Raw genomic sequence first — 22,734 nt, 5'->3', positions numbered from 1 at the left:
GCCTCATTGTTTCAGCTTCGCTTGCCGCTTGCGGCGACCTTCGGGAGCCCAATCGAGCGCCCCGACGCGCCATAGGTAGACAAGACCTGCCAACAGAATTGCTATGAAAATGAGAGCTTCGACGAATCCGGTCCAGCCGCTTTCGCGGACGGACACAGACCATGCATACAGGAAGAGGGCTTCGATATCGAAGATCACGAACAGCATCGCGACCAGATAGAATTTGGCGGACAGGCGCAGGCGGGCGCTGCCGACGGGCAGCATGCCGGATTCGAAGGGTTCGTTCTTGGCGCGACCCCAGGCCTTGCTACCGAGCAGGCTGGACAGGCCGAGCATGAAGGCACACAGGCCGACGACACCCAGGAGGAAGATGGCAAAGCCCCAGTTGTGGGCGATGAGTCCTGCCGAATCGGACATGCTAGAAATCCTTATACAGAGACCCAGCTCTGCAGTCTGAAATAAAGTAGAGCGGCGACGTGGTGTCGCAGACGCAGTGACCAAATGTCGCAGCTGAATCAATCGCGCTGATTTTATGGGTAAACCCAGTGCAAGTAAAATTTCCGTTGCAAATTTATTCGTAGGTTTAAGAACAAAAATCTTTCGTAACTGGCTGAAAGCCTTGAGTTTCGGGCATTGCACGCGGATTTGTTAATTATGTTTCTTACCCCGCGTAACGACAGGCTAGTTGCGTAATGATAATTAATATCATTTAACCTGAGCTGTAATGTTTTAGCTGTTTTGGGCCTTGCAAAGTTCATCTGCCGAGCGCCCCCTCTTGCAAATGCGAAAAACTCTCGTTCTAGCAGCTTCTGGCATTGCTCGCACCGCTCTGGGTCAATACTTTGTCGCTTGTGTCGCGGCTTACCGACGCGGCGATCAGCCACTGGCCGAGCCAGTAGAAGAGGATGATCAGGTGCTCGGCGGTGGCGAATGGGCTGACGAAGCGGTCGATGCCGATCAGGCTGTCGGAGAATACAAATGCACAGGCGCCCAGCGCGGCCAGGCCACCACAGGCCAGGGCGCGCCAGAGCATGGCGCCGATGGTCAGGGCGTAGAGCGCCACTGGAATCAGCAGTGGGCCCAGGCCATGGCCGGCGAGCAGGCCGAACAGCGAACCGCCGATCAGCACGGCGCAGGCCAGGGCCGGGTAGGCCGGGCGTCGCGTGAGGCTGCAGTAGCCGCGCAGGTAGGCCAGGTGCGCGCAGAGGAATGCCCCAAGGCCGAACACGAACAGGTCTCGGGGGATCGCCAGGAGTATGTCGCCGAGCACCGAGAAGGCCAGGCCGAGGATGATCCAGCGGCGATAGGGTGTGGCGGGGGTGGTGCTCAGCCAGGCAATCAGTGCGAGCACCGGAATGGGTTTGACCAGCAGGCCGAGCAGGGCGTTGTCGCTGGCCAGCGCGTATAGATAGAAGGCGGCGGCTGCGACGGCGAGGGTAAGCAGGTGGCCAGGGCGGGGCATGGGCAGTCCTTGCTGTGGGGTAGCCACAAGCTTAGACCTGATCCTGGGTTTTGCTGGTAATGCGGTCCCTGTAGGAGCGGCCTTGTGCCGCGAAAGGGGCGCGAAGCGGCCCCGCGATCTCTACATCATGCAAAATCGCCGGGGCTGCTGCGCAGCCCTTTCGCGGCACAAGGCCGCTCCTACAGAGGAGCTGGGCTTGGCCTGAAAATGAACAAGGCCCGGGATCCTCGCGAATCCCGGGCCTTGTTCAACAGCTCACTGCACTCAGTGGAACTGCTCTTCCTCGGTCGAACCGGTCAGTGCGGTCACCGACGATGCGCCACCCTGGATCACGGTGGTCATGTCGTCGAAGTAGCCAGTGCCCACTTCCTGCTGGTGCGCGACGAAGGTGTAGCCTTTGCTCGCGTCGGCGAATTCCTGCTCCTGCAGCTTCACGTAGGCGGTCATGTCGTTGCGGGCGTAGTCGTGCGCCAGGTTGAACATGCCGTGCCACATGTTGTGGATGCCGGCCAGGGTGATGAACTGGTGCTTGTAGCCCATGGCCGACAGCTCGCGCTGGAACTTGGCGATGGTGGCGTCGTCCAGGTTCTTCTTCCAGTTGAAGGAAGGCGAGCAGTTGTACGACAGGATCTGGTCCGGGTATTCCTTCTTGATCGCCTCGGCGAAGCGGCGGGCTTCATCCAGGTCCGGCTTGGCGGTTTCGCACCAGATCAGGTCGGCATACGGCGCGTAGGCCAGGCCGCGGGAGATGGCCTGGTCGAGGCCGGCACGGACTTTGTAGAAGCCTTCACGGGTACGCTCGCCGATCACGAACGGCTGGTCGTACGGGTCGCAGTCGCTGGTCAGCAGGTCGGCGGCGTTGGCGTCGGTACGGGCCAGGATGATGGTCGGTACACCGGCAACGTCAGCGGCCAGGCGGGCAGCCACCAGCTTCTGTACGGCTTCCTGGGTCGGTACCAGTACCTTGCCGCCCATGTGGCCGCATTTCTTGACCGAGGCCAGCTGGTCTTCGAAGTGCACGCCGGCGGCGCCTGCTTCGATCATGTTCTTCATCAGCTCGTAGGCGTTCAGCACACCGCCGAAACCGGCTTCGGCGTCAGCCACGATCGGTGCGAAGTAGTCGATGTAGCCTTCGTCGCCCGGGTTCTTGCCGGCTTTCCACTGGATCTGGTCGGCGCGACGGAACGAGTTGTTGATGCGCTTGACCACGGTCGGTACCGAGTCGACCGGGTACAGCGACTGGTCGGGGTACATCGACTCGGCCGAGTTGTTGTCGGCGGCAACCTGCCAGCCGGACAGGTAGATGGCCTGGATGCCGGCTTTTACCTGCTGCACTGCCTGGCCACCGGTCAGGGCACCCATGCAGTTGACGAAATCTTTTTCTGGGCGGAAGGACGGGTGGGCACCTTGGGTGACCAGCTTCCACAGTTTTTCTGCGCCTTGGCGAGCAAAGGTGTGCTCTGGCTGCAGCGAGCCACGCAGGCGAACGACATCAGCGGCGGTGTAGGTACGGGTCACGCCTTTCCAGCGCGGGTTTTCGGCCCAGTCTTTCTCGAGGGCTGCAATTTGCTGTTCGCGTGTCAGTGCCATGGAAATAAACCTCGTCGCATCGATCTTGAGTGTAATTGTGCTGATGCTCGGATACGCGGATCAGAAGCCAGGCGGCTGTCCTGTCCGGGGGAGTGCGGCGGCGAACGCAGGAGGCTCGAAGGGGAAGGGTTGTGCAGGCCAGGCGAAGGTGTGCCCTGCAGGTCGGCTCGTGGTTGCCTTGCTGCGGTGCGACGCGATTGCCAGAACTGCGGTGATGCGCTTCCGTCCCTCGGGACAACTTCTTCGTTGCAGTCGCAATCCCGTCGAACCGCCTTGTGGGCCGTATGGACACGAGGTGCCTCCACGGTGGGAGGAGCGCACCTCGAAGACCCTTGCCAGGGCCTCTGATTAGCGGGAGCGAGGCCATCATGCCCTTGCCGAAAAGAGCCTGTCAAATGTTTTGTAGTGCTTTTTCCGGCTTACTACATCTTTGGTCTAATGCGACTTGGTGGTCAGTTTCAAGGCCTTTGGTCGAGGCCTTGAATTGCCTGGGTTCAGTCGAGAAGGTCGACTTTCACCCGCAAAGTCATGTTTTCACCGCGCTGGGTGCTGTAACTGAGGCTTGACGCGCTGCGTTCGGATTGGCTCTGCTGGTTGAACCCGGCCAGGGTGATCCACTCGCCGAGCTTGCCGGTGACGGTCGTGTCGGTGCTCTGCACTTTCACTACATCGGCACGTTCCTGGCTCATTCGATCATTATTGGTGCTGATTTGCAGACGAACCGTGTCGCCGCTCAGGCGCGGGGTGACGTAGAAACCCTGGGTGACATTGCGGTATTCGGTGTTGCTCTGGATGCGCCCGTAACCGTCGGTGGCGGTGCTGGTGACGGGGATGCTCTGGCCCACCTGGATCAGTGCCGGCTGGCCGTCGCTGGCCTGCACCTGCTGCATGCCGCCTTCGCGGTTGGCGGTGCCGTAGCGGATCACGCGGGCGTTGCCGCGGTTGTCCTGGAAGTTGCTGTCGTTGTTGTCGACGCTGATCAGCAGGCGTTTGGGCGCGGTGTCGAGCTGTTGCAGCAGGGCGCGCAGGTCGTCGATGCGTTCCTGGCTGGCGTTGACGATCAGCTTGTCCTCGAAGGTGCTGACGCTGCCGTCCTTGCCCAGGAACGACTGGGCGGCAGGCAGCAGTTCGGCGCTGCTGCGGTGTTGCAGGGGGATGACCTCGGTGGCGGCCTGGGCGGTAAGGCTGGCGGCCAGCAGCAGGGAGGCGAGCAGGGGGCGTAGCGGCATGTCCATGATCTCCGCGGGTGGAATGGACATGATGGCAAATTTGCGTGCAACTTGCCGTGCGGATTGACGGTGGCTGCTGTCAGACAAATTTCGTACCATCGCGCCCCTCGATTTCCAGTCTCGCTCCCAAAAGGCAACGCATGTCTTGTGGGAGCGGGTTTACCCGCGAATGCGTCAGGGTATGCACCATCGCATTCGCGGGTAAACCCGCTCCCACAGGTAATGTGTGCTGCCATTGCTGTCTGTACAGGACCTCCATGAAACCCGCCCGACTTCGCGCCGACCTGCTCGCCGGCCTCACCACTTCCTTCGCCCTGGTGCCGGAGTGCATCGCCTTCGCCCTGGTGGCGCACCTCAACCCGTTGATGGGGCTGTACGGCGCCTTCATCATCTGCACCCTGACGGCCTTGTTCGGTGGCCGTCCCGGCATGATCTCCGGCGCCGCCGGTTCCATGGCGGTGGTGATCGTCGCCCTGGTGGTGCAGCACGGCGCCCAGTACTTGCTGGCCACGGTGCTGCTCGGCGGGGTGGTGATGATCCTGTTCGGCGCGTTGCGCCTGGGCAAGCTGGTGCGCCTGGTGCCTTACCCGGTGATGCTCGGCTTCGTCAACGGCCTGGCCATCGTCATCGCCCTGGCCCAGCTGGAGCACTTCAAGGACGGCGAGCACTGGCTTGGCGGGACGCCCCTGTACCTGATGATCGGCCTGGTGGCGCTGACCATGCTGGTGGTCTACCTCCTGCCGAAGCTGACCCGGGCCGTGCCGCCGGCGCTGGTGGCGATCCTCGGCGTCGGCCTGCTGGTCTACCTGCTCGACCTGCCGACCCGCACCCTTGGCGACATGGCCCATATCGCCGGCGGCCTGCCGCACCTGGCCCTGCCGGAGGTGCCCTGGAACCTCGAGACCCTGAAGATCATCGCGCCTTACGCATTCCTGATGGCCATGGTCGGTCTGCTGGAAACCCTGCTGACCCTCAACCTCACCGACGAGATCACCGAGAGCCGCGGCTATCCGGACCGCGAATGCGTGGCCCTGGGCGCGGCCAACATGGTCTCGGGCCTGTGCGGCGGCATGGGCGGCTGCGCGATGATCGGCCAGACCGTGATCAACCTCAGCTCCAATGGCCGTGGACGCCTGTCGGGCGTGGTGGCCGGGGTTATGATCCTGCTGTTCATCCTGTTCCTGTCGCCGCTGATCGAGCGCATTCCGCTGGCCGCGCTGGTGGGGGTGATGTTCGTGGTGGCCCAGCAGACCTTCGCCTGGGCCTCGCTGCGGGTGCTGCACAAGGTGCCGGTCAGCGATGTGCTGGCGATCATCGCGGTGACCGTGGTCACAGTGTTCACCGACCTGGCCATGGCGGTGATGTTCGGTATCGTCATCGCGGCGATCAACTTCGCCTGGCAGCATGCGCGGGAGCTGTACGCCGACAGCCATTTGGATGGTGAGGGCAGCAAGCATTACCAGGTGCATGGCACGCTGTTCTTTGCCTCGACCACGCCGTTTCTCAACCAGTTCGATCCGGCCAATGATCCGGCCAGGGTGACCTTGGACTGCCAGCATTTGAGCTTTGTCGATTATTCGGCGATAGCTGCGTTGCAGACCTTGCGCGAGCGGTATGCCAAGGCCGGCAAGCAGTTGCGGGTGGTGCACCTGTCGGAGCGCTGCAAGAAGCTGCTTAAGCGGGCGGGTGAGCAACACTGAAGGCACGATACCTGTAGGAGCGGCCTTGCGCCGCGAAAGGGCCGCAAGGCGGCCCCGGCGATCTTTGCCCAACACTGAAATCCTGGGGCCGCTTCGCGACCCTTTCGCGGCGCAAGGCCGCTCCTACAGAGGGCGTGCTCCCTACGACTCGCCGCGATTCTTCTTCACGATGGCATCGGCAATGCTCGCAGGTGCTTCGGCATAGCGGGTGAACTCCATCGAGAAACTGGCCCGACCCTGGGTCATCGAGCGCATCGAGGTGGCGTAGCCGAACATCTCGCCCAGCGGCACCTCGGCACGGATCACCTTGCCGGCCGGAGTCTCGTCGCCGTCCTGGATCATCCCCCGGCGGCGGCTCAGGTCGCCGAGGATGTCGCCCTGATACTCCTCGGGCGTCACCACCTCGACCTTCATCACCGGCTCCAGCAGCACCGCGCCGCCTTTGTGCGACAGCTGCTTGGTGGCCATGGACGCGGCGATCTTGTAGGCCATCTCGTTGGAGTCGACGTCGTGGTAGGAACCGTCGAACACCGCCGCCTTGAGGTTGATCAGCGGATAGCCGGCGAGCACGCCGTTCTTCATCTGCTCCTCGATGCCTTTCTGGATTGCCGGGATATATTCCCGTGGCACCACGCCACCGACGACTTCGTTGATGAACTCCAGGCCTTCCTTACCTTCGTCGCCCGGGGCGAAGCGAATCCAGCAGTGCCCGTACTGGCCACGGCCACCGGACTGGCGGACGAAGCGGCCTTCGATTTCGCAGGTGTTGCGGATCTTCTCGCGGTACGCCACCTGCGGCTTGCCGATATTGGCCTCGACGCCAAACTCCCGCTTCATACGGTCGACAATGATGTCCAGGTGCAGCTCACCCATGCCGGAGATGATGGTCTGGCCGGTCTCCTCGTCGGTCTTGACCCGGAACGACGGGTCCTCCTGGGCCAGCTTGCCCAGGGCGATGCCCATCTTCTCCTGGTCGCCCTTGGTCTTGGGCTCCACTGCCACCGAGATCACCGGGTCGGGGAAGTCCATGCGCTCGAGGATGATCGGCTTGTCCATGTCGCACAGGGTGTCGCCGGTGGTGACGTCCTTCATGCCGATCAGCGCGGCGATGTCGCCGGCGCATACGTCCTTGATCTCGGCGCGCTGGTTGGCGTGCATCTGCACCATGCGGCCGATGCGTTCCTTCTTGCCTTTGACCGAATTGAGCACGGCGTTGCCGGAGCTGAGCACACCGGAATACACCCGGGCGAAGGTCAGGGTGCCGACGAACGGGTCGGTGGCGATCTTGAAGGCCAGGGCCGAGAAGGGTTCCTTGTCGTCGGCGTGGCGTTCCAGGTGCTTCTCTTCGTCGTCCGGATCGGTGCCCTTGATCGCCGGGATCTCGCTGGGGGCGGGCAGGTAGTCGATCACCGCGTCGAGCATCAGCGGCACGCCCTTGTTCTTGAACGACGAGCCGAGGATGGTCGGCACGATCTCGTTGGCAATGGTGCGCTTGCGCAGGGCGGCCTTGATTTCCTCGGTGGTGAACTCCTCGCCGTCGAGGAACTTCAGGGTCAGCGCTTCACTGGCATCGGCCGCAGCTTCGATCATATGGGCGCGCCATTCGTCGGCCAGGTCCTGCAGCTCGGCGGGGATCGCTTCTTCACGGTAGCTGGTGCCCTGGTCGGCGTCGTTCCAGTAGATGGCCTTCATCTTCACCAGGTCGATCTGGCCGATGAAGTGCTCCTCGCTGCCGATGGCCAGCTGGATCGGCACCGGATGGTGGCCCAGGCGCTGGTCGATCTGCTTCACCACCCGCAGGAAGTCGGCGCCCTGGCGGTCCATCTTGTTGATGTAGGCCAGGCGCGGCACATGGTACTTGTTGGCCTGGCGCCATACGGTCTCGGACTGCGGCTCGACGCCGTCGGCGCCGCTGAACACCACCACCGCGCCATCGAGCACGCGCAGCGAGCGCTCGACCTCGATGGTGAAGTCGACGTGGCCGGGGGTGTCGATGATGTTGAAGCGGTACTTGTGCTCGAACTGCTTGGTCGAGCCTTGCCAGAAGGCCGTGGTGGCCGCCGAGGTGATGGTGATGCCGCGCTCCTGCTCCTGGGCCATCCAGTCCATGGTCGCGGCGCCGTCGTGCACCTCGCCCATCTTGTGGTTGACCCCGGTGTAGAACAGGATCCGCTCGGTGGTGGTGGTCTTGCCGGCATCCACGTGGGCAACGATACCGATGTTGCGGTACAGCTCGATGGGGGTCGTGCGGGCCATGGTCGGTCACCTGTGGGTGAGGATTCTCCCAAGGTAGCAGAGCGGGAGAATCCTGCCGGGGCGACCGTCAGTCGGCGAGCACCTGCAACTGCCACTGGCCATCGTTTTCGCGGGCCAGGCCGCTGGCCGGCAGCAGGGCCAGCAGGCGCTCGTGCAGGGCGGCCTCGGTGAACGACTTGAGGGTGGCCATGTCCAGGGTGCCGACGGTGATCAGCTCGGCCTTGGTATACGACAGCCAGGCCTTCTTCAGCGCCATCAGCACGTCGCTGCCGGCGGTGCTGGCGAAGCGCCGGTGCAGGGTGCGGCCTTCCAGTTCGAAGCTGTGACGGTGCTCGTAGCCGCTCTCGTCGCCATTGCCCTCGACGCAGCGGTGGCAGCGGCAGGGGCCGTCGCCGAAAGCGTTGCGCAGGTAGGCGTTGAAGTCCACGACGGGCTTGAGGGTCAGGCGTTTGTCGACCTCGAACAGGTCGGCGATCAGGGGTTGTTCGGCGCTCACTCGGTATCCTCGCGTGGTGTGGCGTGCATCGCCGGGCACCCTAACAGATCGGGCCCTTCAGATCACCTTTTGCAGGCCTGGCCTCTTCGCGGGTAAACCCGCTCCCACAGGCAATGTGAAAATCCCTGTGGGAGCGGGTTTACCCGCGAAGAGGTCATTAGAGACAACAAGGGCCGCCTGCCGTACTCTACGCGCCCATACGCCTAATACACCTGTTGAGGTAACCCCGCTTGAGCACCAAGTACCCGTACACCGCCACCGTGACCATCAGCGCCGAAGACCGTGGGGGCGATACCGAGGCCTCGGAGAACACCAACATGCGCGTGGGCCTTGAGGCGGTGACCGAGGTGCTGAAGAAAGTGCATTTCGTCGGCACGCTCGCGGCCCCCGAAAAAGGCGCCACGCACATCTGCGTCACCTTGGAGAATGGCCTGACCTACTACGGCCTGATCGTCAACGGCCACGCCGAGCTCGAAGGCGGCTGGATCGCCTTCGAGTGCGACATGCCCACTCCTGAAGAACTGGGCCTGTAACCCTCAGTCCAGCTCCATCAGGCACTGCTCGAGGATATCCAGGCCTTCCTCGAGCACCTCAGGCTCGATGGTCAGCGGTGCCAACAGGCGGATGATGTGCCGCGCCTTGCCGCTGGGCATCAGCAACAACCCCTTGCTGCGCGCTGCCTCCAGCAGTTTGGCCAGTTGCGCCGGTGCCGGGCTGCCGTCCGGGTTGACGAATTCCAGCCCGCGCATGGCCCCGGTGCCGGTCAGGCGCCCGAGCGCTGCGCACATTCCCGACGCTTTCCAGCGCGCATGGCGCGCCACGATGGCCTGTTCCTGCCGTTCGCCCCAGGTGGCGATATTGGCGTCGGTCATCTGCGCCAGGCTTGCCAGCGCCGCCGCGCAGGCGATCGGATTGCCCGAATAGGTCCCGCCCAGCCCGCCCTTGGGCAGCGCGCCCATGATCGCCTGCCGCCCGACTACCGCGCCCAGCGGCATGCCGCCGGCAATGCTCTTGGCCAGCAGCAACAGGTCCGGCTCGATGCCCAGCCGGGGGAAGGCGAAGCGCTGGCCGGTGCGGCCGAAACCGGACTGGATCTCGTCGATGATGATCAGGATCCCGTGCTCGTCGCAGAAGCGGCGCAGGGTCTGGGCGAAGGCGGGGTCGAGGGCGAGAAAGCCGCCTTCGCCCTGCACCGGCTCGAAGATGAACGCCGCCACGTCCTCCATCGCCAGTTCCACGCCGAACAGGCGCTCCATGGCCTTGAGCGCCTGCTCGCAGCTCACCCCGGTGTCCGCGCTGGGGTAGGGCAGGTGGTAGACCGGACCGGGCAGTTCACCGACCCGCTGCTTGTACGGGGCGACCTTGCCGTTGAGGTTGAGGGTGGCCAGGGTACGGCCGTGGAAACCGCCGTCGAAGGCGACGATGGCGCGCTTGCCGGTGGCGCCGCGGGCGACCTTGAGGGCGTTCTCCGCCGCTTCCGCGCCGCTGTTGGTGAGCATGCCCGCCAGCGGGTAGCTGACCGGGACGAACTGGCGCAGGCGCTCCATCAGCTCCAGGTAGGGGCCGTGGGGCGCTGCGTTGAAGGCGTAATGGGTCAGACGCGCGGCCTGCTGCTGGATGGCCTCGACCACCGCCGGGTTGCAGTGGCCCAGGTTGAGCACGCCGATACCGCCGACGAAGTCGATGTAGCGCTTGCCGGCGGTGTCCCAGACTTCGGCGTTGCGGCCGTGGGAAAGAGTGATCGGGTGAACGATGGCGATGGACTGGCTGATACTTTCCTGATTCATCTGCACGCGGCCTGTTGTTCGAGTCAGGTCGTATCCAAGCGTGGCGGGGATATATCCCGCAAACGAATTATTCGATTGCCGTCATTCGTTTTCTTCCTGAATTTGATGGGTTGTCTTTGACATTATCCCGGGACACGCTCATTGGCGTGGAACGGGCAGGGCGCTACCATCGGCAGCCAGCCTCCTTCCCAAATCCAACAAGCCAAGGACGCACATGACCGAGCAAGCCCTTTCCCTGCAGCAACTCGCCGCCCCTGATGGCACCTGCTATGGCTGCGGTTGTTCCCACCCCAGCGGCCTGCACGTGCAGAGTCACTGGGATGACGACGGCGTCCACCTGCTGTGCCGTCATTCCCCTGATCCGACCTTCATCGGCTGGCCCGGCCTGGTCTACGGCGGCCTGCTGGCCATGCTGGTCGATTGCCATTCCAACTGGACCGCGATGGCCCACCACTATCGGGCCGAAGGCCGCGAGCCCGGCAGCCTGCCGCGTATCGACTGCGTTACCGGCCAGCTCAGCCTGACCTACCTCAAGCCCACGCCGATGGGCGTCGAGCTGCAGCTCAAGGCGCGGGTCGAGGGTGAGGTGGGGCGCAAGAGCCGGGTGATCTGCGAGGTCTGGGCCGGTGATGTGCTGACCGTCACCGCTGACTCGGTGTTTGTCCGGGTCGATACCGAGAAGCTCAAGCGCCAGGCTCACGGCGACGCCTGAACCTTGCGCCGGTTGGGAGGGGCTGGCATTGTCGAGGGTGATCCGGATGCCCGACAGGATGTTGCCATGCCCTACCAGATCCGCCCGGCCCGCAGGGACGATTGCGCAGTCCTGAGCCATATCGGCCAGGCCACCTTCGCCCTGGCCAGCCCGCCCGACAGTGCCCCGGCGGCGCAGCAGCATTACATCACCCACAACCTGCAGCCCGAGCATTTCCAGGCGCACCTGTGCCACCCGCACAAGCGCCTGCTGGTGGTCGAGCAGGACGGCCAGGTGCTGGGCTACAGCATGCTCGACCTGGCGCCCGGTGAGCTGGGGATCGCCGCGGCCGATCAGCTGGTGGAGATTTCCCGCTGCTATGTGCTGCCCGTCGCCCACGGCACAGGCGCCGCGCAGTCGCTGCTCGAGTCTATCTTGTCCCACACCTGTGGCCCGGTTCGCCTGACCGTCAACGAACTCAACGCCAAGGCCATCCGTTTCTACGAGCGCAATGGTTTTCGCAAGGTGGGCGAGGCGATCTTTCCCTGCGGTGACGAGCGGCACCGAGACTGGGTGATGGTCAGGACGCCCGACAGTCTTTAAATTGAATCCCCCAACCTTCAGGGCGCGAACATGACCGATCTTTGTGCATTCCCCATCACCCGCAAATGGCCGGCCCGGTATCCCGAGCGCCTGCAACTGTATTCGCTGGCCACGCCCAACGGCGTCAAGGTCTCGATCATGCTCGAGGAGATCGGCCTGCCCTACGAGGTGCACAAGGTCAGCTTCGACAACGACGACCAGCTGAGCCCCGAGTTCATCTCCCTGAGCGCCAACAACAAGATTCCGGCAATCCTCGACCCCGATGGCCCTGGTGGCCAGCCGCTGCCGTTGTTCGAGTCGGGGGCGATTCTGCAGTACCTGGCCGAGAAGAGCGGGCAGTTGCTCAGCCAGGATCCTGCCCAGCGCTACCAGACCCTGCAGTGGCTGATGTTCCAGATGGGCGGCATCGGGCCGATGTTCGGCCAGGTGGGGTTCTTCCACTTATTCGCCGGCAAGGAGTACGAGGACAAGCGGCCCCGGGATCGCTACGTCAATGAGTCCAAGCGCCTGCTGGGCGTGCTCGATCGCCATCTGCAGGGGCGCGAGTGGATGGTCGGTGCGTACAGCATTGCCGATATCGCCATCTTCCCTTGGGTGCGCAACCTGGTGGAGCGCTACAACGCGCGCGAGTTGGTGGGGTTCGATGAGTTCAAGGAAGTTCAGCGGGTACTGGCGAAGTTCGTCGAGCGCCCGGCGGTCCAGCGCGGTTTGAAGATCCCGGCCTGACAGGGGATCTGTGGGAGCGGGCTTGCCCCGCGATAGCGTCGGAAAATTCAGTATCGCTATCGCGGGTCAAGCCCGCTCCCACGCTGGTGATGTTTGCAACTTTGCTTTCTGCGCGATCGTCTGCAGATGTCAGCGACATTCAGAGAATCTGGTTCAGCAACCAGTACAAGCACCCCGCCAGCAACATTGCCGCCGGCAAGGTCAACACCCAGGCCATCAGCAGGTTGACCAGCGTCTTGCGTTGAATCCCTGAGCCATTGGCCACCATGGTCCCGGCCACGCCCGAGCTCAGCACGTGGGTGGTCGACACGGGCAGGCCGAACAGGTCCGCCGCGCCGATGGTGCACATCGCCACCACCTCGGCCGAAGCGCCCTGGGCGTAGCTCAGGTGGGTCTTGCCGATCTTCTCGCCCACCGTCACCACGATGCGCCGCCAGCCGACCATGGTGCCCAGGCCCAAGGCGATGGCCACCGCCACCTTGACCCACAGCGGGATATAGCGGGTGGCGTCGTCCAGCTGGTGCTTGAACAGCTGCACATGGCGGGTGGTGTCGGCGTCGTAGTGGGCCAATTGGTGTTTGTCGATCAGGCGGATGGCCTCGCTGGTCAGGTACATGTCGTTGCGCACGTTGGCCATGGCCTCGGCCGGCACGCGCTTGAGCGAACCATAGCCTTTGACTTCCTCGCCGATCATGCCAGTCAGCGCGGCCAGCGCCGGGATCAGCTCGGCGCTGGCCTTGGGCTCAGAGATGAACGCGGTCAGCACCTGGCGCGGATCGGCCGGTGCGGGGGCTGGCGCGGCGCGCACCAGGGCCTGGCGGGTGACCTCGGCGACCGCCGAGAACTGCAGGGCTTGCTCGTTGGGCATGGTCTTGTTCAGCGCATAGGCCATTGGCAGGGTGCCGACCAGGATCAGCATGATCAGGCCCATGCCTTTCTGACCATCGTTGGAGCCATGGGCGAACGACACGCCGGTGCAGGTGAGGATCAGCACGCCGCGAATCCACCAGGGCGGCGGCGTCTGGCCTTCTGGCGCCTGATACAGCTCGCGGCGCTTGACCAGCGCGCGCAGGGCGAGCAGCAGCAGGGCGGCGCATGCGAAGCCGATCAGGGGCGAGAGCAGCAGGGCGTAGCCGACCTTGCTGGCTTGGGTCCAGTCCACGCCGCTGGTGCCGTCGCGTCCGTGCATCAACGCGTTGGCCACGCCCACGCCGATGATCGAGCCGATCAGGGTATGCGAGGACGACGCCGGCAGACCCAGCCACCAGGTGCCGAGGTTCCAGATGATCGCCGCCAGCAGCAGGGCGAAGACCATGGCGAAGCCGGTCGACGAGCCGACCTGCAGGATCAGCTCCACCGGCAGCAGGGCGATGATGCCGAAGGCCACCGCGCCGCTGGAGAGCAGCACGCCGAGGAAGTTGCACAACCCCGACCAGACCACCGCCACCGGCGCCGGCAACGAATGGGTGTAGATCACCGTGGCCACCGCGTTGGCGGTGTCGTGGAAGCCGTTGACGAACTCGAAGCCCAGGGCGATCAGCAGGGCCAGGCCCAGCAGCAGGAAGGGGGTGACGGTGGTGACCACGGTGCCGCTGGCGCTGACATCCTGCTTGAGGCTCCAGAAGGTGTAGGCCAGGCCGGCCAGCAGCAGGCCGAAGAACAGGGTGAGGGTGGCGCGTCCGGGACGGTGGGACAGGTGGGGGCGGGAGTCGAGCTTGGGCAGCGCGTCCTGGCTGACCAGCAAGGGAGTTGTCATGATGGCTCCGGGGGCTTCGACGGAGAGGGGAAGGTTTCCTATCCTAGAAACAATCTGTTACTCCCGCGTGACCTCGGTCAACGGAACCTCTAGTCTAGAAGGCACCACGCAATTGCCAAGCGAGTTTCCGATGATCTGTTGCAAGCGGGTGTACGATCCCGTCATGGCGAGCGATGGCCAACGTGTGCTGGTCGACCGCCTGTGGCCGCGCAACACGCGCAAGGAAGACCTGCACGGGCAGTGGCTGCGCGAAGTGGCGCCGTCCGACGCATTGCGCAAGGCGTTTCACGCCGGCGAGTTCGACTTTGCCGGTTTTACCCAGCGCTACCAGCAGGAACTGGCCGCTCACCCCGAGCACTGGTACCCGCTGCTGGACCTGGCTGGCAAAGGCGACCTGACCTTGCTGTACGCCGGCAAGGACACCGAGCACAACAACGCCCAGGTCCTGGCCCGGTGGCTGGAGGACGAACTGGAACGCCGTGGCCCGGCCAGTTCGCCGGTGTGCTATGCCCCTTGAACTGATTCCTGCCAGCGACGAACACCTGACGTTTGCCCGTGACCTCACGCGCCGCGCCATGCTGCCGTATTACCGTGAATTCGATCTGTTGTGGATCGAGGAAGCCTTCGACGAAGCCTGGGGCTGGCGCGAACAGTGGCTGGTGGTCGAGGACGACCGGGTGCTGGGCTTTTGCAGCCTGAGCCAGGACCGTCAGGCGCTGTACATCCGCGAGCTGCACCTGTTGCCCGAGCAGCGCGGCCGGGGCGTGGGAGGTTGGGTGCTGGAGCAGTTGGCCGGCTGGACCGCGCAGCGCGGGTTGCCCTGGCTGCGGTTGATGGTGTTCAGCAGCAATCCGGCGCGGCGCCTGTACCAGCGCCGAGGGTTCGTCGAGGTCGGGATGGACGAGTGCTTTGTGCGGATGCAGCGCCCGGCACCTTGACGCGATCCTGTGTAGGAGCGGCCTTGCGCCGCGAAAGGGCCGCAACGCGGCCCCGGCGATCTTTGCTTTAACGCTCAAATCCTGGGGCCGCTCCGCGCCCCTTTCGCGGCACAAGGCCGCTCCTACAAGGGGCGGTGGATTTCAGTCCTGGCGCACCCTGACCATCTGTCCCTGAACCAGCATCGCCTTCAGCACCGGCCCCTGCAACGCCAGCAGGTCGCCGGCCAGCAGGTTCTGCAGCAGCGCCTTGCCATCGAAGCGATTGCCTCCCAGTTCGACCTCGCGCACGCCCTCGACCCGCACCACCGCCTTGCCCACCTGCCCCAGGCGGTTGCCGCTGATCACCAGCGGCCCGGGCTGCGGCGTGGCGTTGCGCAGGCTGACGGCGTACTCCGGGGTGTTGCCGATACGGTTGCCCACCAGGGTCAGGGCCGTGACCTCGCTGGCATCCACGGCGCTGCCTTGGCTGCTGGCCAGCAGGTTGTCGTCGATCAGCAGCGGGGCTTCGGTCGTCGGCGCGAGGTTGCGCAGCTGGATGCCATGGCCACGGCTGTCGCCGATGCGGTTGCCGGCCAGCAGCACGGCGCCGCGCTGGTCGCTGATCTCGATGGCGGCCTTGGCGGCGCCGAGGATCAGGTTGTTTTCGACCAAAGCCCGGGTCTGGCCACGCAGGCGCACGCCGCTGTTATTGTCGACGCCGCGCAGCTGGTTGCCACGCAGGCTCAACTGGCTGTCGCGGGCGTCGATGGCGTACTGCTGCGAGCCTTCGAAGCGGTTGTCGATGATGGTCGCCTGGCTGTGCTGCAGCTCCACCGCGCTGGACAGCTCGCTGAAATGACTGGCCTCCACCAGCAGCGTGGCCGGACGCGTGCTGGACGGCTGCTGGGTGCTGAGCGCGGTGCTCAGACCACGGGACAGGTTGGTGTTGTAGCCCAGGCGTTTGAGCGTCGAGCCGATCACCTGGGTATGGCTGCCAGCCCAGGACACCACGAAGGGCCGCCAGGCGCGGTTGGTGTTGCCGGGCTTGTCGCCAGCGACGCTCTCCAGCGTCGATTGGTTCAGCCCCAGCCAGCCCTGGTTGATCAGCGCGGTGCCGGAGTAGCTGTACAGGTAGAGGCTCGTGCCCTCCAGCAGCAGCCCGGCATCGGCGCCGATCATCAACGGGTAGCTGAGCAGGTAGCCGTCCTTGTAGCGCTTGAGGACCCGTGGGTCGTGCAGCGCATCGTGCAGCTGCGCCAGGGTGATGCTGCCACCGCGCAGCACCACGGCCTGCGGGTGATGCGCCTGGTAGCCGGCTATGGCGCGGAACAGGCCGTTGTTGACGAACGGCTCGAACGGCCAGCTGCCGGCCTGGGACGAGAACATCGGTTGCAGGCTGACACTGGCGCGGCCCGCGGGTGGCGGGCGGCGCGCCTGCTCGAAGGTCACCGCCTGGCGGGCCTGGTGGCGCAGTTGCTCCAGCTGCTGCTGATACTGCGCCTGGGGCAGGGTGTCCATCACCGGCGCGGCCTGGGCGGTCGTCGCCAGCAGCAGGGCGGCCAGGCAGGTGAGGGAAAAGCGGCTGAACGGTGCCATGGGTGCGTCCTTGATCAAGGCAGGTTGGGGTAGGCCGGCTTGAGCGGGCCGCCGATCTGGCTGTAGTTGTCCACCTCGCCGTCTTCACTGTCGTACAGCTGGCGGGCGAGGGCATGCCCGGGCCGGCGGGCCAGGAACGGTATCAGCCAGGCCAGCTTGTAGGGCGCGACGTCGGCCTGGCGCTGGCCCTTGAGCTGGGGCAGGGAGTCCGGGGCGAGCACGCTGCGGGCGGCGAAGGTGGCCAGCTGGTCGAGGGTACGCTGGTCGTCCTCGCTCCAGGCCAGGCCGTTGGCCCGGGCCGACTCGCCGAGCAGCACCAGCGGCACCAGGGCGTACTGGCTGTAGTTGGCGGCCAGCCTGCTGCGTGCCACTTCCAGCGGCAGGTAAGCCTGGTCGCCACTGCGCACGGCCTGGGCCAGGCCCCGGCGCAGGTTGCCGTCGGCCCAGCGGATGAAGTCGTCGCGGCCCACCAGCATGCCGGCGGCGGCCACCGCCCAGGCGGCCCAGTAGTCGTGGTTGTTGAAATAGACCGTGGTGGACTGGCGGCGCGGGTCGTATTCGCGGATCACCTGCTCGCCGAGCTGGGTGAACCAGTGACGTTGCGCGGGGCTGAGTTGCGCCTTGCCGTCGGCCGCGGCCTGGGTCAGCAGCACCGCGCCGGCCATGGCCGCCAGGGCCCATTTGCGCGCGGCCATGCCGGTGTTGCTGGCGTCCGGGTCGAGCAGGGCACCCGCTTGCGCCCAGTGTTCCAGCCACTGGTCCTGGCAGGCCAGGGCCATGTTGGCCTGCTGCGGCTTGCTGGCGTTCTGAAAGCGCTTGCCGGCCTGGATCAGGCCGCCGACGAATTGCTTGAGCTGCCGGGCGACGCGCTCGCTGTCGGCGTCGGGGCTGGCGCGCAGGGTGGACTTGCTGGCGTCGCGTGGGTCGTATTTGCTTTGCAGGTGCAGGCTGGCGGTGTAGGGCGGTGGTGCTTCCTTGCTGCAGGTGAGGGTGCGGTAGTCGGCGATCATGGCCGATTGCGCGGTGGCGCGGGCGGGCCAGATGGTTTGCGCGGCGTGGGCCGTGGGGGTGAGCAAGGCCAGGGCTGCCAGGGTGAGCGTGAACCTGTGGGGGCGCTTTGCGCCTCTTTCGCGGCGCAAGGCCGCTCCTACAGGGATTGCGTGGGTGCGGTTCACAGGCACAGGCGGGTCTCCACATCGGTGGCGGCGGTGCCGGCCTTGGTCGGTTCGAGGAACACCGAGAGCAGGTTGGCGCCGGCGAACTCGGGGGCCTTGCTCAGTTCGAGGTAGTACTGGCCGCCGCTTACCGCGGCCTCACGCCGGAACCACACCTTGTCGCGGGCGCCATTGTCGTAATAGACGATGAGGTAGAAGTCCTTGACGCTCCTGTCGCTCAGGCGGATATCGAGAAAGCCGTTGGACACGGTCTGCCGGGCGCCACCAGCATTGCTCAGCAGTTCGATGCGCTCGCCGACCTTGAGTGGCGGACGCTGCAATTTCGTGCCAAGGATTTCCCTGGACGCCTTGCAGCCGCCGTGTATCGCCGGCACCAACTGGCGGTACATCAACGGCGAATCCAGGCGGTAGTTGGCCGGCAGTTCCCAGACGATCAGCTTGGGCGGCGCCTCGGGCTTGTAGTCGGCGGACAGCAGGTACTCCAGCAGCGAGCCGTCCTCGCCCACGCCGGGCAGGGCGTAGTTGAGTACATCCGCTTCCAGGTACTGCTTCAGGTAGCCGTCGAAGTTGAACTGCTTGCTCTCGTCCTCGCGGGCCGCCGCGTTGCTGTCGCCGACCAGGATCACCTCGGGATCGGGCGCCTCGTCGAACAGGGCGTCGCTGCTGTCGGCCACCGGCACGGTCTGGTAGCCGCGCACGTACTGGAAACCGTAGTTGTTGCCGCAGATGTAGCTCAGGGCCAGGTTCAGGGTGCCGTCCTTGGGCACCATCACGCCGGGCTCGGTGCTGTAGCGCTTTCTGGTCAGGCTGTTGTAGAACGGCTGGCGGCGGATCTCCTCGGCCATGAGCCTGGCCGTCGCCTCGGCGCCGGCCGGGGTCCAGTGGTGGTCGCGGCGGAAGAAGTATTCGCCCTGGGGCGGCTGGCGCACCAGCTGCATCATCGGCGCCACCACCGCGCCACCCTGGCGCAGCTGCCCCAGGTAGCTGTCGAGGTTGCGGCTGGCGCGCGCAAAGTCGAACCCGTGCAGTTGCTCGGCATAGAGCTTGTCGCGGTGCATCAGGCCGCGGGTCGGCTGGATCGCCATGGCCACCTGGATGCCCTGGCGGTGGAACGCGTCCATCAGCCGGGCGAACTCCGGGCGCATGGGCGCGGGAATGCCGAAGTCGTTGGTCAGGTCGACCATCGAGCGGAACAGCCAGCGCTCCTTGCCGGGGACGATCTGGCGCATCAGCTTCATGCGCCCTTCGGCATAGTGCTGCGGTTCGGCCAGGGCCGGGCAGACCATGCACTGCAGGTTTTCGCAGCCGGGCCGGACGGGCTCGGCGGCCTTTGCCTGCGCGCCGAGCAGGGCCAGGGTGGCCGCGAGGCCGAGGGGGAGGAGGGTGTTCATGGGCCAGTCATCCTTGCGTGCGGCACGGCGTCACTCGGTCGGGTCGATGCTGTTGGCCAGGCTCAGGCTGCGGTTGCCTGGCAGCAGCACATAGCTGTACGAGCGGCCCTTCTTGAGGAACAGCTCATCGAAGCTGGCCACTTCCTGGCCACCGACGTAGGCGGCGAAGTCGATCTTGATCTCGTTGACCATGCGCGCGCCGGTCTGGCCGCTGGCCAGGGCCTTGACCACCTCGTGCTTGCCGTCGGCGGTGCGCAGCGTGGCCTGGGACGGGGTCAAGTTGTAGAAGGCCACCTGGGCCTTCTTCGGCTCGTTGACGTACTGGTCGGCGATCAACTGCAGCTGCTTGCCGTCGTAGACCACGGTGCTGGCGGCATTGGCCACCAGGGTCGGTTCGATGGCCTTGGCGCCGATACCGATCCTGTGCACGCCGGCCGGCACGAAGCGGTAGCCGCTGAGCTGGCCGGGGGCGACCTTCTGCGGGTTGAGCTTGCCGCTGAGGGCCACCTCGACGTTGCCGTCGGACAGGTTGAGCACACGCACGAACGCAGAATCGGCCGGGGCCACGGCGTCGTACAGGTCGGCATTGCCTTCGGCGGCCAGGGCGGCGTGGCTGGCACAGGTCAGGGCCAGGGCGGTGAACAGGGGCGAAAGCTTCATCAGGTTCTCCTAGGGACGTCAGAAATGTCCGGGCTGGGCGCTGCGGGCCAGCGCGCCGGGACGATGGGCCAACAGGGTGCGCAGGGGGAACTCCCAGACCACGGTGTCGATCTGCGGGTTCTGCAACTGGTCGCCGGCGAGGAACTGGTTCATCGCCTCGAAAGGCCCGCGGGCCTCCACGGCGATGGACAACAGGTCGCGGTTGAGCGCCTCCTTGAGGAACCCGACGAAGTTCCAGTCGTCGATCTTGCTGTAGCTGGTGCCCACCAGCAGCAGGCTCTGCGTCTGCTCGGCGAACAGCGCGTCGCTGTCCTGGTCGGCCTGGAGGGTCTCGTACAGCTCGATCGGGTTAGGGCCGAACTGCGGCGCCAGGCGGGCGTGGTCGAACTGCAGGTAGTTCATCAGGTCGCCCTTGACCGTCTTGTCGCCGGCCTTGCGCGACACGTACACCTGGTCGCCGAGCAACTGCGGGCGCTGGCGGGCCAGTTCGTAGGCCGACAGGCGCGCGCCGTCCGGGCTCCAGTGGGTGTCGGACTTGAGGAACAGCCGTGGGCCGGCCAGGTTGCGCAGGTAGGCGTCGCGCAACGGCACCACGTCCAGCCGGCGTAGCTGCAGGTCGGCGACGAAGCGGTCGTAGAGGCTGTGCACCCGCGGATCGAAGGCGTGCTCGGCGTGGTTGGCGTAGATATCCAGCTTCATCGGCAGCGGCAGCAGCACCAGGTGCTTGCCGTGCTCGGCCAGTTGCCTCTGGACCTTGACGATCTGCTCCAGCTGGCTCGCCAGGCTGGCGTCCAGGTCGTTGGGCACGCGGTATTCCTGGTTGGTGTAGAGCCAACCGTCCTTGCCCAGCACCACGCCCTTGGTGCCCTCGCCGAACAGCTGGAACTGGGCGTCGGCCCACAGTCGTTGCGAGGGCTCGCGCAGGAACAGGCGCTTGTCGTAGACCTGTTCGAACTTGCGCAGCAGCTTGCCGTCGACGAACAGGTTCCAGCTGTCGGTCTGGGCGCGGGCAAAGCTCAGCACCGGCGGCAGCGAATAGACGAACATCGCCGCCAGCGCCAGGGCGAAGACCACACCGTTGGCCTTGCCGGCCGAATTCATCACTGGGTACATGGCATTTCCACGGAACAGTAAGTTGATTCATTAATCGACACGTCCCCCTGTAGGAACGGGCTTGCCCCGCGATCAAGGCGACGCGGTGCATGGCACCGGCTGCGCCGGTGTTCGCGGGGCAAGCCCGTTCCTGCAGGGGGCATCTCAAGCCTTGCCCTAGAACTGGAAATACAGGAACGGCGAGAACGAACTGGCCGCCAGGCTGCTCAGCGCCAGCAGGAAGCCGCCCCACAGCAGCAGGCTGTGCAGCACACCGACGTGACGCATGAAGTAGCCTTCCTTGTTGCCGGCGTAGAAGCGCACGTTGTTGATCCCGGCCAGGATCAGCCAGGCGATTGCCACCAGGGCAAAGGCCATGGCCATCTTCGAGGCGCCGAGCACATAGAGCTCCAGCGAACCGAAACCGTTGAAGCCCAGCAGCGCCTGGTAGATCTGCAGGCTGTGGCGCAGGTCCATGGTGAAGAACAGCGGCATGCTCAGGATGATCAGCAGCGCGGTGCGCAGGTTGCGGCCCAGGTGATAGGGCGTGGTGACCTTGGTCGCCAGGTTGAACCTGCGCTCCAGCACCATGCCGATGCCGAAGAACAGCCCCCAGCAGATGAAGGCGAAACTGGCGCCGTGCCACAGGCCCGACAGCAGCATGGTCCACACCAGCGCCGGCAGGGCGCCGGCCACGCGCTTGCGCACCAGCGGCAGGTACACGTAGTCGCGCAGGAAATGCGCCAGGGTCATGTGCCAGCGCGACCAGAACTCGGTGATGCTCTGCGACACATAGGGCTGGTTGAAGTTTTCCGGGAAGCGGAACCCCATCATCAAGGCCAGGCCCAGGGCCATGTGGCTGTAGCCGGCGAAGTCGAAGTACAACTGCAGGGTCGAGACCACCAGGCCGAACCAGGCATCGCTGAACTGCAGGGTGCCTTCGCCGACGAACAGCACGTTGATCGGCGCCAGGCGGTCGGCGATCAGCACCTTCATGATGAAACCGAGCATGAAGCGGCACACCCCCAGCGAGAACAGCTCCAGCGAGTGGCTGCGCTGGCGCAGCTGCGGCGCGAGCTGGCTGTAGCGCAGGATCGGCCCCGCCACCAGGTGCGGGAACAGCGCGACGAAGGCGGCGAAGTCGATGAAGCTGCGGGTGGGCGTGGCGTCCTTGCGGTAGATGTCGACGATGTAGCTCAGGGCATGGAACACGTAGAACGAGATGCCCAGCGGCAGGAAGATGTTCTCCAGGGTCCAGGTGTTGATGCCCAGCGGCGCCAGCAGCAGGGCCAGCACCTCGGCGCCGAAGTTGGCGTACTTGAAGTAGCCGAGCGTGGCCAGGTTGCCGGCCACGCCGAGCCACAGCAGGCGCAGGGCGCGGCGTTTGTCGCCGGCGTCCAGGCGCGCCTTGATGAACAGGCCGAAGCCGTAGTTCCAGGCGGTGATGGCGACGAACAGCAGCAAAAAGTCCGGGCGCCACCAGGCGTAGAACACGTAGCTGGCGGCGACGATCACCAGCGAGCGCCACTGTGGCCGGGCCAGGTAGTAGATAGCCAGGAACAGCGGCAGGTAGAGGAACAGGAAGACGTTGGAGGCGAAGATCATGC

The 22,734-nt window shown here is 65.1% G+C and carries 21 protein-coding genes; 7 read left to right on the top strand and 14 right to left on the bottom strand.

Translation table 11 applies throughout. The annotated features are described in order from the left end of the window. Positions 1-3: 3 nt before the first annotated feature. The 4 genes from PRtIB026_RS19925 to PRtIB026_RS19910 all read right to left on the bottom strand — a co-directional run bounded on the left by PRtIB026_RS19925 (position 4) and on the right by PRtIB026_RS19910 (position 4,311). Positions 4-417: an NADH-quinone oxidoreductase subunit A gene (locus tag PRtIB026_RS19925; RefSeq protein WP_028692461.1), complete on the bottom strand. Its 414-nt coding sequence runs from the start codon at positions 415-417 to the stop codon at positions 4-6. A gap of 382 nt (positions 418-799) precedes the next feature. Then, on the bottom strand, positions 800-1,462 hold the full coding sequence (locus PRtIB026_RS19920; protein ID WP_203652035.1) for a lysoplasmalogenase: 663 nt from the start codon (positions 1,460-1,462) through the stop codon (positions 800-802). A 264-nt stretch (positions 1,463-1,726) separates the two neighbouring features. After that, on the bottom strand, positions 1,727-3,052 hold the full coding sequence (aceA, locus tag PRtIB026_RS19915) for an isocitrate lyase (protein ID WP_203652037.1): 1,326 nt from the start codon (positions 3,050-3,052) through the stop codon (positions 1,727-1,729). 494 nt (positions 3,053-3,546) lie between these two features. Continuing rightward, positions 3,547-4,311 (bottom strand): secretin N-terminal domain-containing protein, encoded by a 765-nt coding sequence (locus PRtIB026_RS19910; protein ID WP_177330852.1) that lies wholly within the window; start codon positions 4,309-4,311, stop codon positions 3,547-3,549. Between the two features lie 227 nt (positions 4,312-4,538). Here PRtIB026_RS19910 and PRtIB026_RS19905 point away from each other — a divergent pair, with 227 nt between their 5' ends. Next, positions 4,539-5,981, top strand: coding sequence for a SulP family inorganic anion transporter (locus PRtIB026_RS19905; RefSeq protein WP_203652040.1), 1,443 nt, complete (start codon positions 4,539-4,541; stop codon positions 5,979-5,981). A gap of 141 nt (positions 5,982-6,122) precedes the next feature. Here the strand turns inward: PRtIB026_RS19905 and fusA are convergent, their stop codons facing one another. Then, positions 6,123-8,237: an elongation factor G gene (gene fusA, locus PRtIB026_RS19900; protein ID WP_203652042.1), complete on the bottom strand. Its 2,115-nt coding sequence runs from the start codon at positions 8,235-8,237 to the stop codon at positions 6,123-6,125. A gap of 67 nt (positions 8,238-8,304) precedes the next feature. Continuing rightward, positions 8,305-8,733, bottom strand: a complete 429-nt coding sequence (locus tag PRtIB026_RS19895; RefSeq protein WP_203652043.1) for a hypothetical protein — start codon at positions 8,731-8,733, stop codon at positions 8,305-8,307. A gap of 230 nt (positions 8,734-8,963) precedes the next feature. Between PRtIB026_RS19895 and PRtIB026_RS19890 the strand changes: the two genes are divergently transcribed. Next, positions 8,964-9,266, top strand: a complete 303-nt coding sequence (locus PRtIB026_RS19890) for a hypothetical protein (RefSeq protein WP_110738050.1) — start codon at positions 8,964-8,966, stop codon at positions 9,264-9,266. Between the two features lie 3 nt (positions 9,267-9,269). On the opposite strand, the gene PRtIB026_RS19885 is transcribed toward PRtIB026_RS19890, so the two are convergent. Further along, entirely contained in the window at positions 9,270-10,520 is a 1,251-nt protein-coding gene (locus PRtIB026_RS19885; protein ID WP_203652044.1) for an aspartate aminotransferase family protein, read from the bottom strand. A 214-nt stretch (positions 10,521-10,734) separates the two neighbouring features. Between PRtIB026_RS19885 and PRtIB026_RS19880 the strand changes: the two genes are divergently transcribed. The 3 genes from PRtIB026_RS19880 to PRtIB026_RS19870 all read left to right on the top strand — a co-directional run bounded on the left by PRtIB026_RS19880 (position 10,735) and on the right by PRtIB026_RS19870 (position 12,540). Beyond that, positions 10,735-11,232 carry a PaaI family thioesterase gene (locus tag PRtIB026_RS19880; RefSeq protein WP_203652045.1) on the top strand — a complete coding sequence of 166 codons (498 nt, stop codon included), beginning with the start codon at positions 10,735-10,737 and terminating at the stop codon, positions 11,230-11,232. A 66-nt stretch (positions 11,233-11,298) separates the two neighbouring features. Next, positions 11,299-11,814 (top strand): GNAT family N-acetyltransferase, encoded by a 516-nt coding sequence (locus PRtIB026_RS19875; RefSeq protein WP_203652046.1) that lies wholly within the window; start codon positions 11,299-11,301, stop codon positions 11,812-11,814. 30 nt (positions 11,815-11,844) lie between these two features. Next, the gene (locus tag PRtIB026_RS19870; RefSeq protein WP_203652047.1) at positions 11,845-12,540 is read left to right on the top strand and encodes a glutathione S-transferase N-terminal domain-containing protein; all 696 of its coding nucleotides are present in this window, start codon (positions 11,845-11,847) and stop codon (positions 12,538-12,540) included. A gap of 139 nt (positions 12,541-12,679) precedes the next feature. Here PRtIB026_RS19870 and PRtIB026_RS19865 read toward each other — a convergent pair whose 3' ends face one another. Beyond that, entirely contained in the window at positions 12,680-14,296 is a 1,617-nt protein-coding gene (locus PRtIB026_RS19865; RefSeq protein ID WP_203652049.1) for an inorganic phosphate transporter, read from the bottom strand. A 130-nt stretch (positions 14,297-14,426) separates the two neighbouring features. Between PRtIB026_RS19865 and PRtIB026_RS19860 the strand changes: the two genes are divergently transcribed. Together PRtIB026_RS19860 and PRtIB026_RS19855 are read left to right on the top strand one after the other, a co-directional pair. Beyond that, the gene (locus tag PRtIB026_RS19860; RefSeq protein WP_186714710.1) at positions 14,427-14,813 is read left to right on the top strand and encodes a DUF488 domain-containing protein; all 387 of its coding nucleotides are present in this window, start codon (positions 14,427-14,429) and stop codon (positions 14,811-14,813) included. Beyond that, positions 14,803-15,234, top strand: coding sequence for a GNAT family N-acetyltransferase (locus PRtIB026_RS19855; protein ID WP_203652052.1), 432 nt, complete (start codon positions 14,803-14,805; stop codon positions 15,232-15,234). Before PRtIB026_RS19860 ends, PRtIB026_RS19855 begins: the two co-directional genes overlap by 11 nt. A 141-nt stretch (positions 15,235-15,375) precedes the next feature. Here PRtIB026_RS19855 and PRtIB026_RS19850 read toward each other — a convergent pair whose 3' ends face one another. The 6 genes from PRtIB026_RS19850 to PRtIB026_RS19825 all read right to left on the bottom strand — a co-directional run bounded on the left by PRtIB026_RS19850 (position 15,376) and on the right by PRtIB026_RS19825 (position 22,732). Beyond that, positions 15,376-16,809 (bottom strand): right-handed parallel beta-helix repeat-containing protein, encoded by a 1,434-nt coding sequence (locus PRtIB026_RS19850; RefSeq protein ID WP_203652054.1) that lies wholly within the window; start codon positions 16,807-16,809, stop codon positions 15,376-15,378. A gap of 14 nt (positions 16,810-16,823) precedes the next feature. Beyond that, entirely contained in the window at positions 16,824-17,885 is a 1,062-nt protein-coding gene (locus PRtIB026_RS19845; protein WP_244670978.1) for a polysaccharide lyase, read from the bottom strand. 95 nt (positions 17,886-17,980) lie between these two features. Continuing rightward, positions 17,981-19,375, bottom strand: coding sequence for an alginate O-acetyltransferase AlgX-related protein (locus PRtIB026_RS19840; protein ID WP_203652060.1), 1,395 nt, complete (start codon positions 19,373-19,375; stop codon positions 17,981-17,983). A gap of 30 nt (positions 19,376-19,405) precedes the next feature. Beyond that, entirely contained in the window at positions 19,406-20,035 is a 630-nt protein-coding gene (locus PRtIB026_RS19835) for an alginate O-acetyltransferase AlgF (RefSeq protein WP_203652062.1), read from the bottom strand. Positions 20,036-20,053: 18 nt separating this feature from the next. Next, positions 20,054-21,148, bottom strand: a complete 1,095-nt coding sequence (locus tag PRtIB026_RS19830) for an alginate O-acetyltransferase (protein ID WP_203652064.1) — start codon at positions 21,146-21,148, stop codon at positions 20,054-20,056. 156 nt (positions 21,149-21,304) lie between these two features. Beyond that, entirely contained in the window at positions 21,305-22,732 is a 1,428-nt protein-coding gene (locus PRtIB026_RS19825) for an MBOAT family O-acyltransferase (protein ID WP_203652066.1), read from the bottom strand. Positions 22,733-22,734 lie beyond the last annotated feature (2 nt).

Source organism: Pseudomonas sp. RtIB026 (assembly GCF_016861355.2).
GTDB classification, from domain to species: domain Bacteria; phylum Pseudomonadota; class Gammaproteobacteria; order Pseudomonadales; family Pseudomonadaceae; genus Aquipseudomonas; species Aquipseudomonas peradeniyensis.
The sequence above is the reverse complement of the archived record's forward strand: the minus strand, read 5'-3'. Positions and strand labels throughout refer to the sequence as shown.

Excerpts from the sequence above, each read along its gene's own strand:
- PRtIB026_RS19925 (WP_028692461.1), bottom strand. The coding sequence starts at position 417 with ATGTCCGATTCGGCAGGACTCATCGCCCACAACTGGGGCTTTGCCATC.
- PRtIB026_RS19920 (WP_203652035.1), bottom strand. The coding sequence starts at position 1,462 with ATGCCCCGCCCTGGCCACCTGCTTACCCTCGCCGTCGCAGCCGCCGCC.
- aceA (WP_203652037.1), bottom strand. The coding sequence starts at position 3,052 with ATGGCACTGACACGCGAACAGCAAATTGCAGCCCTCGAGAAAGACTGG.
- PRtIB026_RS19910 (WP_177330852.1), bottom strand. The coding sequence starts at position 4,311 with ATGTCCATTCCACCCGCGGAGATCATGGACATGCCGCTACGCCCCCTG.
- PRtIB026_RS19905 (WP_203652040.1), top strand. The coding sequence starts at position 4,539 with ATGAAACCCGCCCGACTTCGCGCCGACCTGCTCGCCGGCCTCACCACT.
- fusA (WP_203652042.1), bottom strand. The coding sequence starts at position 8,237 with ATGGCCCGCACGACCCCCATCGAGCTGTACCGCAACATCGGTATCGTT.
- PRtIB026_RS19885 (WP_203652044.1), bottom strand. The coding sequence starts at position 10,520 with ATGAATCAGGAAAGTATCAGCCAGTCCATCGCCATCGTTCACCCGATC.
- PRtIB026_RS19880 (WP_203652045.1), top strand. The coding sequence starts at position 10,735 with ATGACCGAGCAAGCCCTTTCCCTGCAGCAACTCGCCGCCCCTGATGGC.
- PRtIB026_RS19875 (WP_203652046.1), top strand. The coding sequence starts at position 11,299 with ATGCCCTACCAGATCCGCCCGGCCCGCAGGGACGATTGCGCAGTCCTG.
- PRtIB026_RS19870 (WP_203652047.1), top strand. The coding sequence starts at position 11,845 with ATGACCGATCTTTGTGCATTCCCCATCACCCGCAAATGGCCGGCCCGG.
- PRtIB026_RS19865 (WP_203652049.1), bottom strand. The coding sequence starts at position 14,296 with ATGACAACTCCCTTGCTGGTCAGCCAGGACGCGCTGCCCAAGCTCGAC.
- PRtIB026_RS19860 (WP_186714710.1), top strand. The coding sequence starts at position 14,427 with ATGATCTGTTGCAAGCGGGTGTACGATCCCGTCATGGCGAGCGATGGC.
- PRtIB026_RS19855 (WP_203652052.1), top strand. The coding sequence starts at position 14,803 with ATGCCCCTTGAACTGATTCCTGCCAGCGACGAACACCTGACGTTTGCC.
- PRtIB026_RS19850 (WP_203652054.1), bottom strand. The coding sequence starts at position 16,809 with ATGGCACCGTTCAGCCGCTTTTCCCTCACCTGCCTGGCCGCCCTGCTG.
- PRtIB026_RS19840 (WP_203652060.1), bottom strand. The coding sequence starts at position 19,375 with ATGAACACCCTCCTCCCCCTCGGCCTCGCGGCCACCCTGGCCCTGCTC.
- PRtIB026_RS19835 (WP_203652062.1), bottom strand. The coding sequence starts at position 20,035 with ATGAAGCTTTCGCCCCTGTTCACCGCCCTGGCCCTGACCTGTGCCAGC.
- PRtIB026_RS19830 (WP_203652064.1), bottom strand. The coding sequence starts at position 21,148 with ATGTACCCAGTGATGAATTCGGCCGGCAAGGCCAACGGTGTGGTCTTC.
- PRtIB026_RS19825 (WP_203652066.1), bottom strand. The coding sequence starts at position 22,732 with ATGATCTTCGCCTCCAACGTCTTCCTGTTCCTCTACCTGCCGCTGTTC.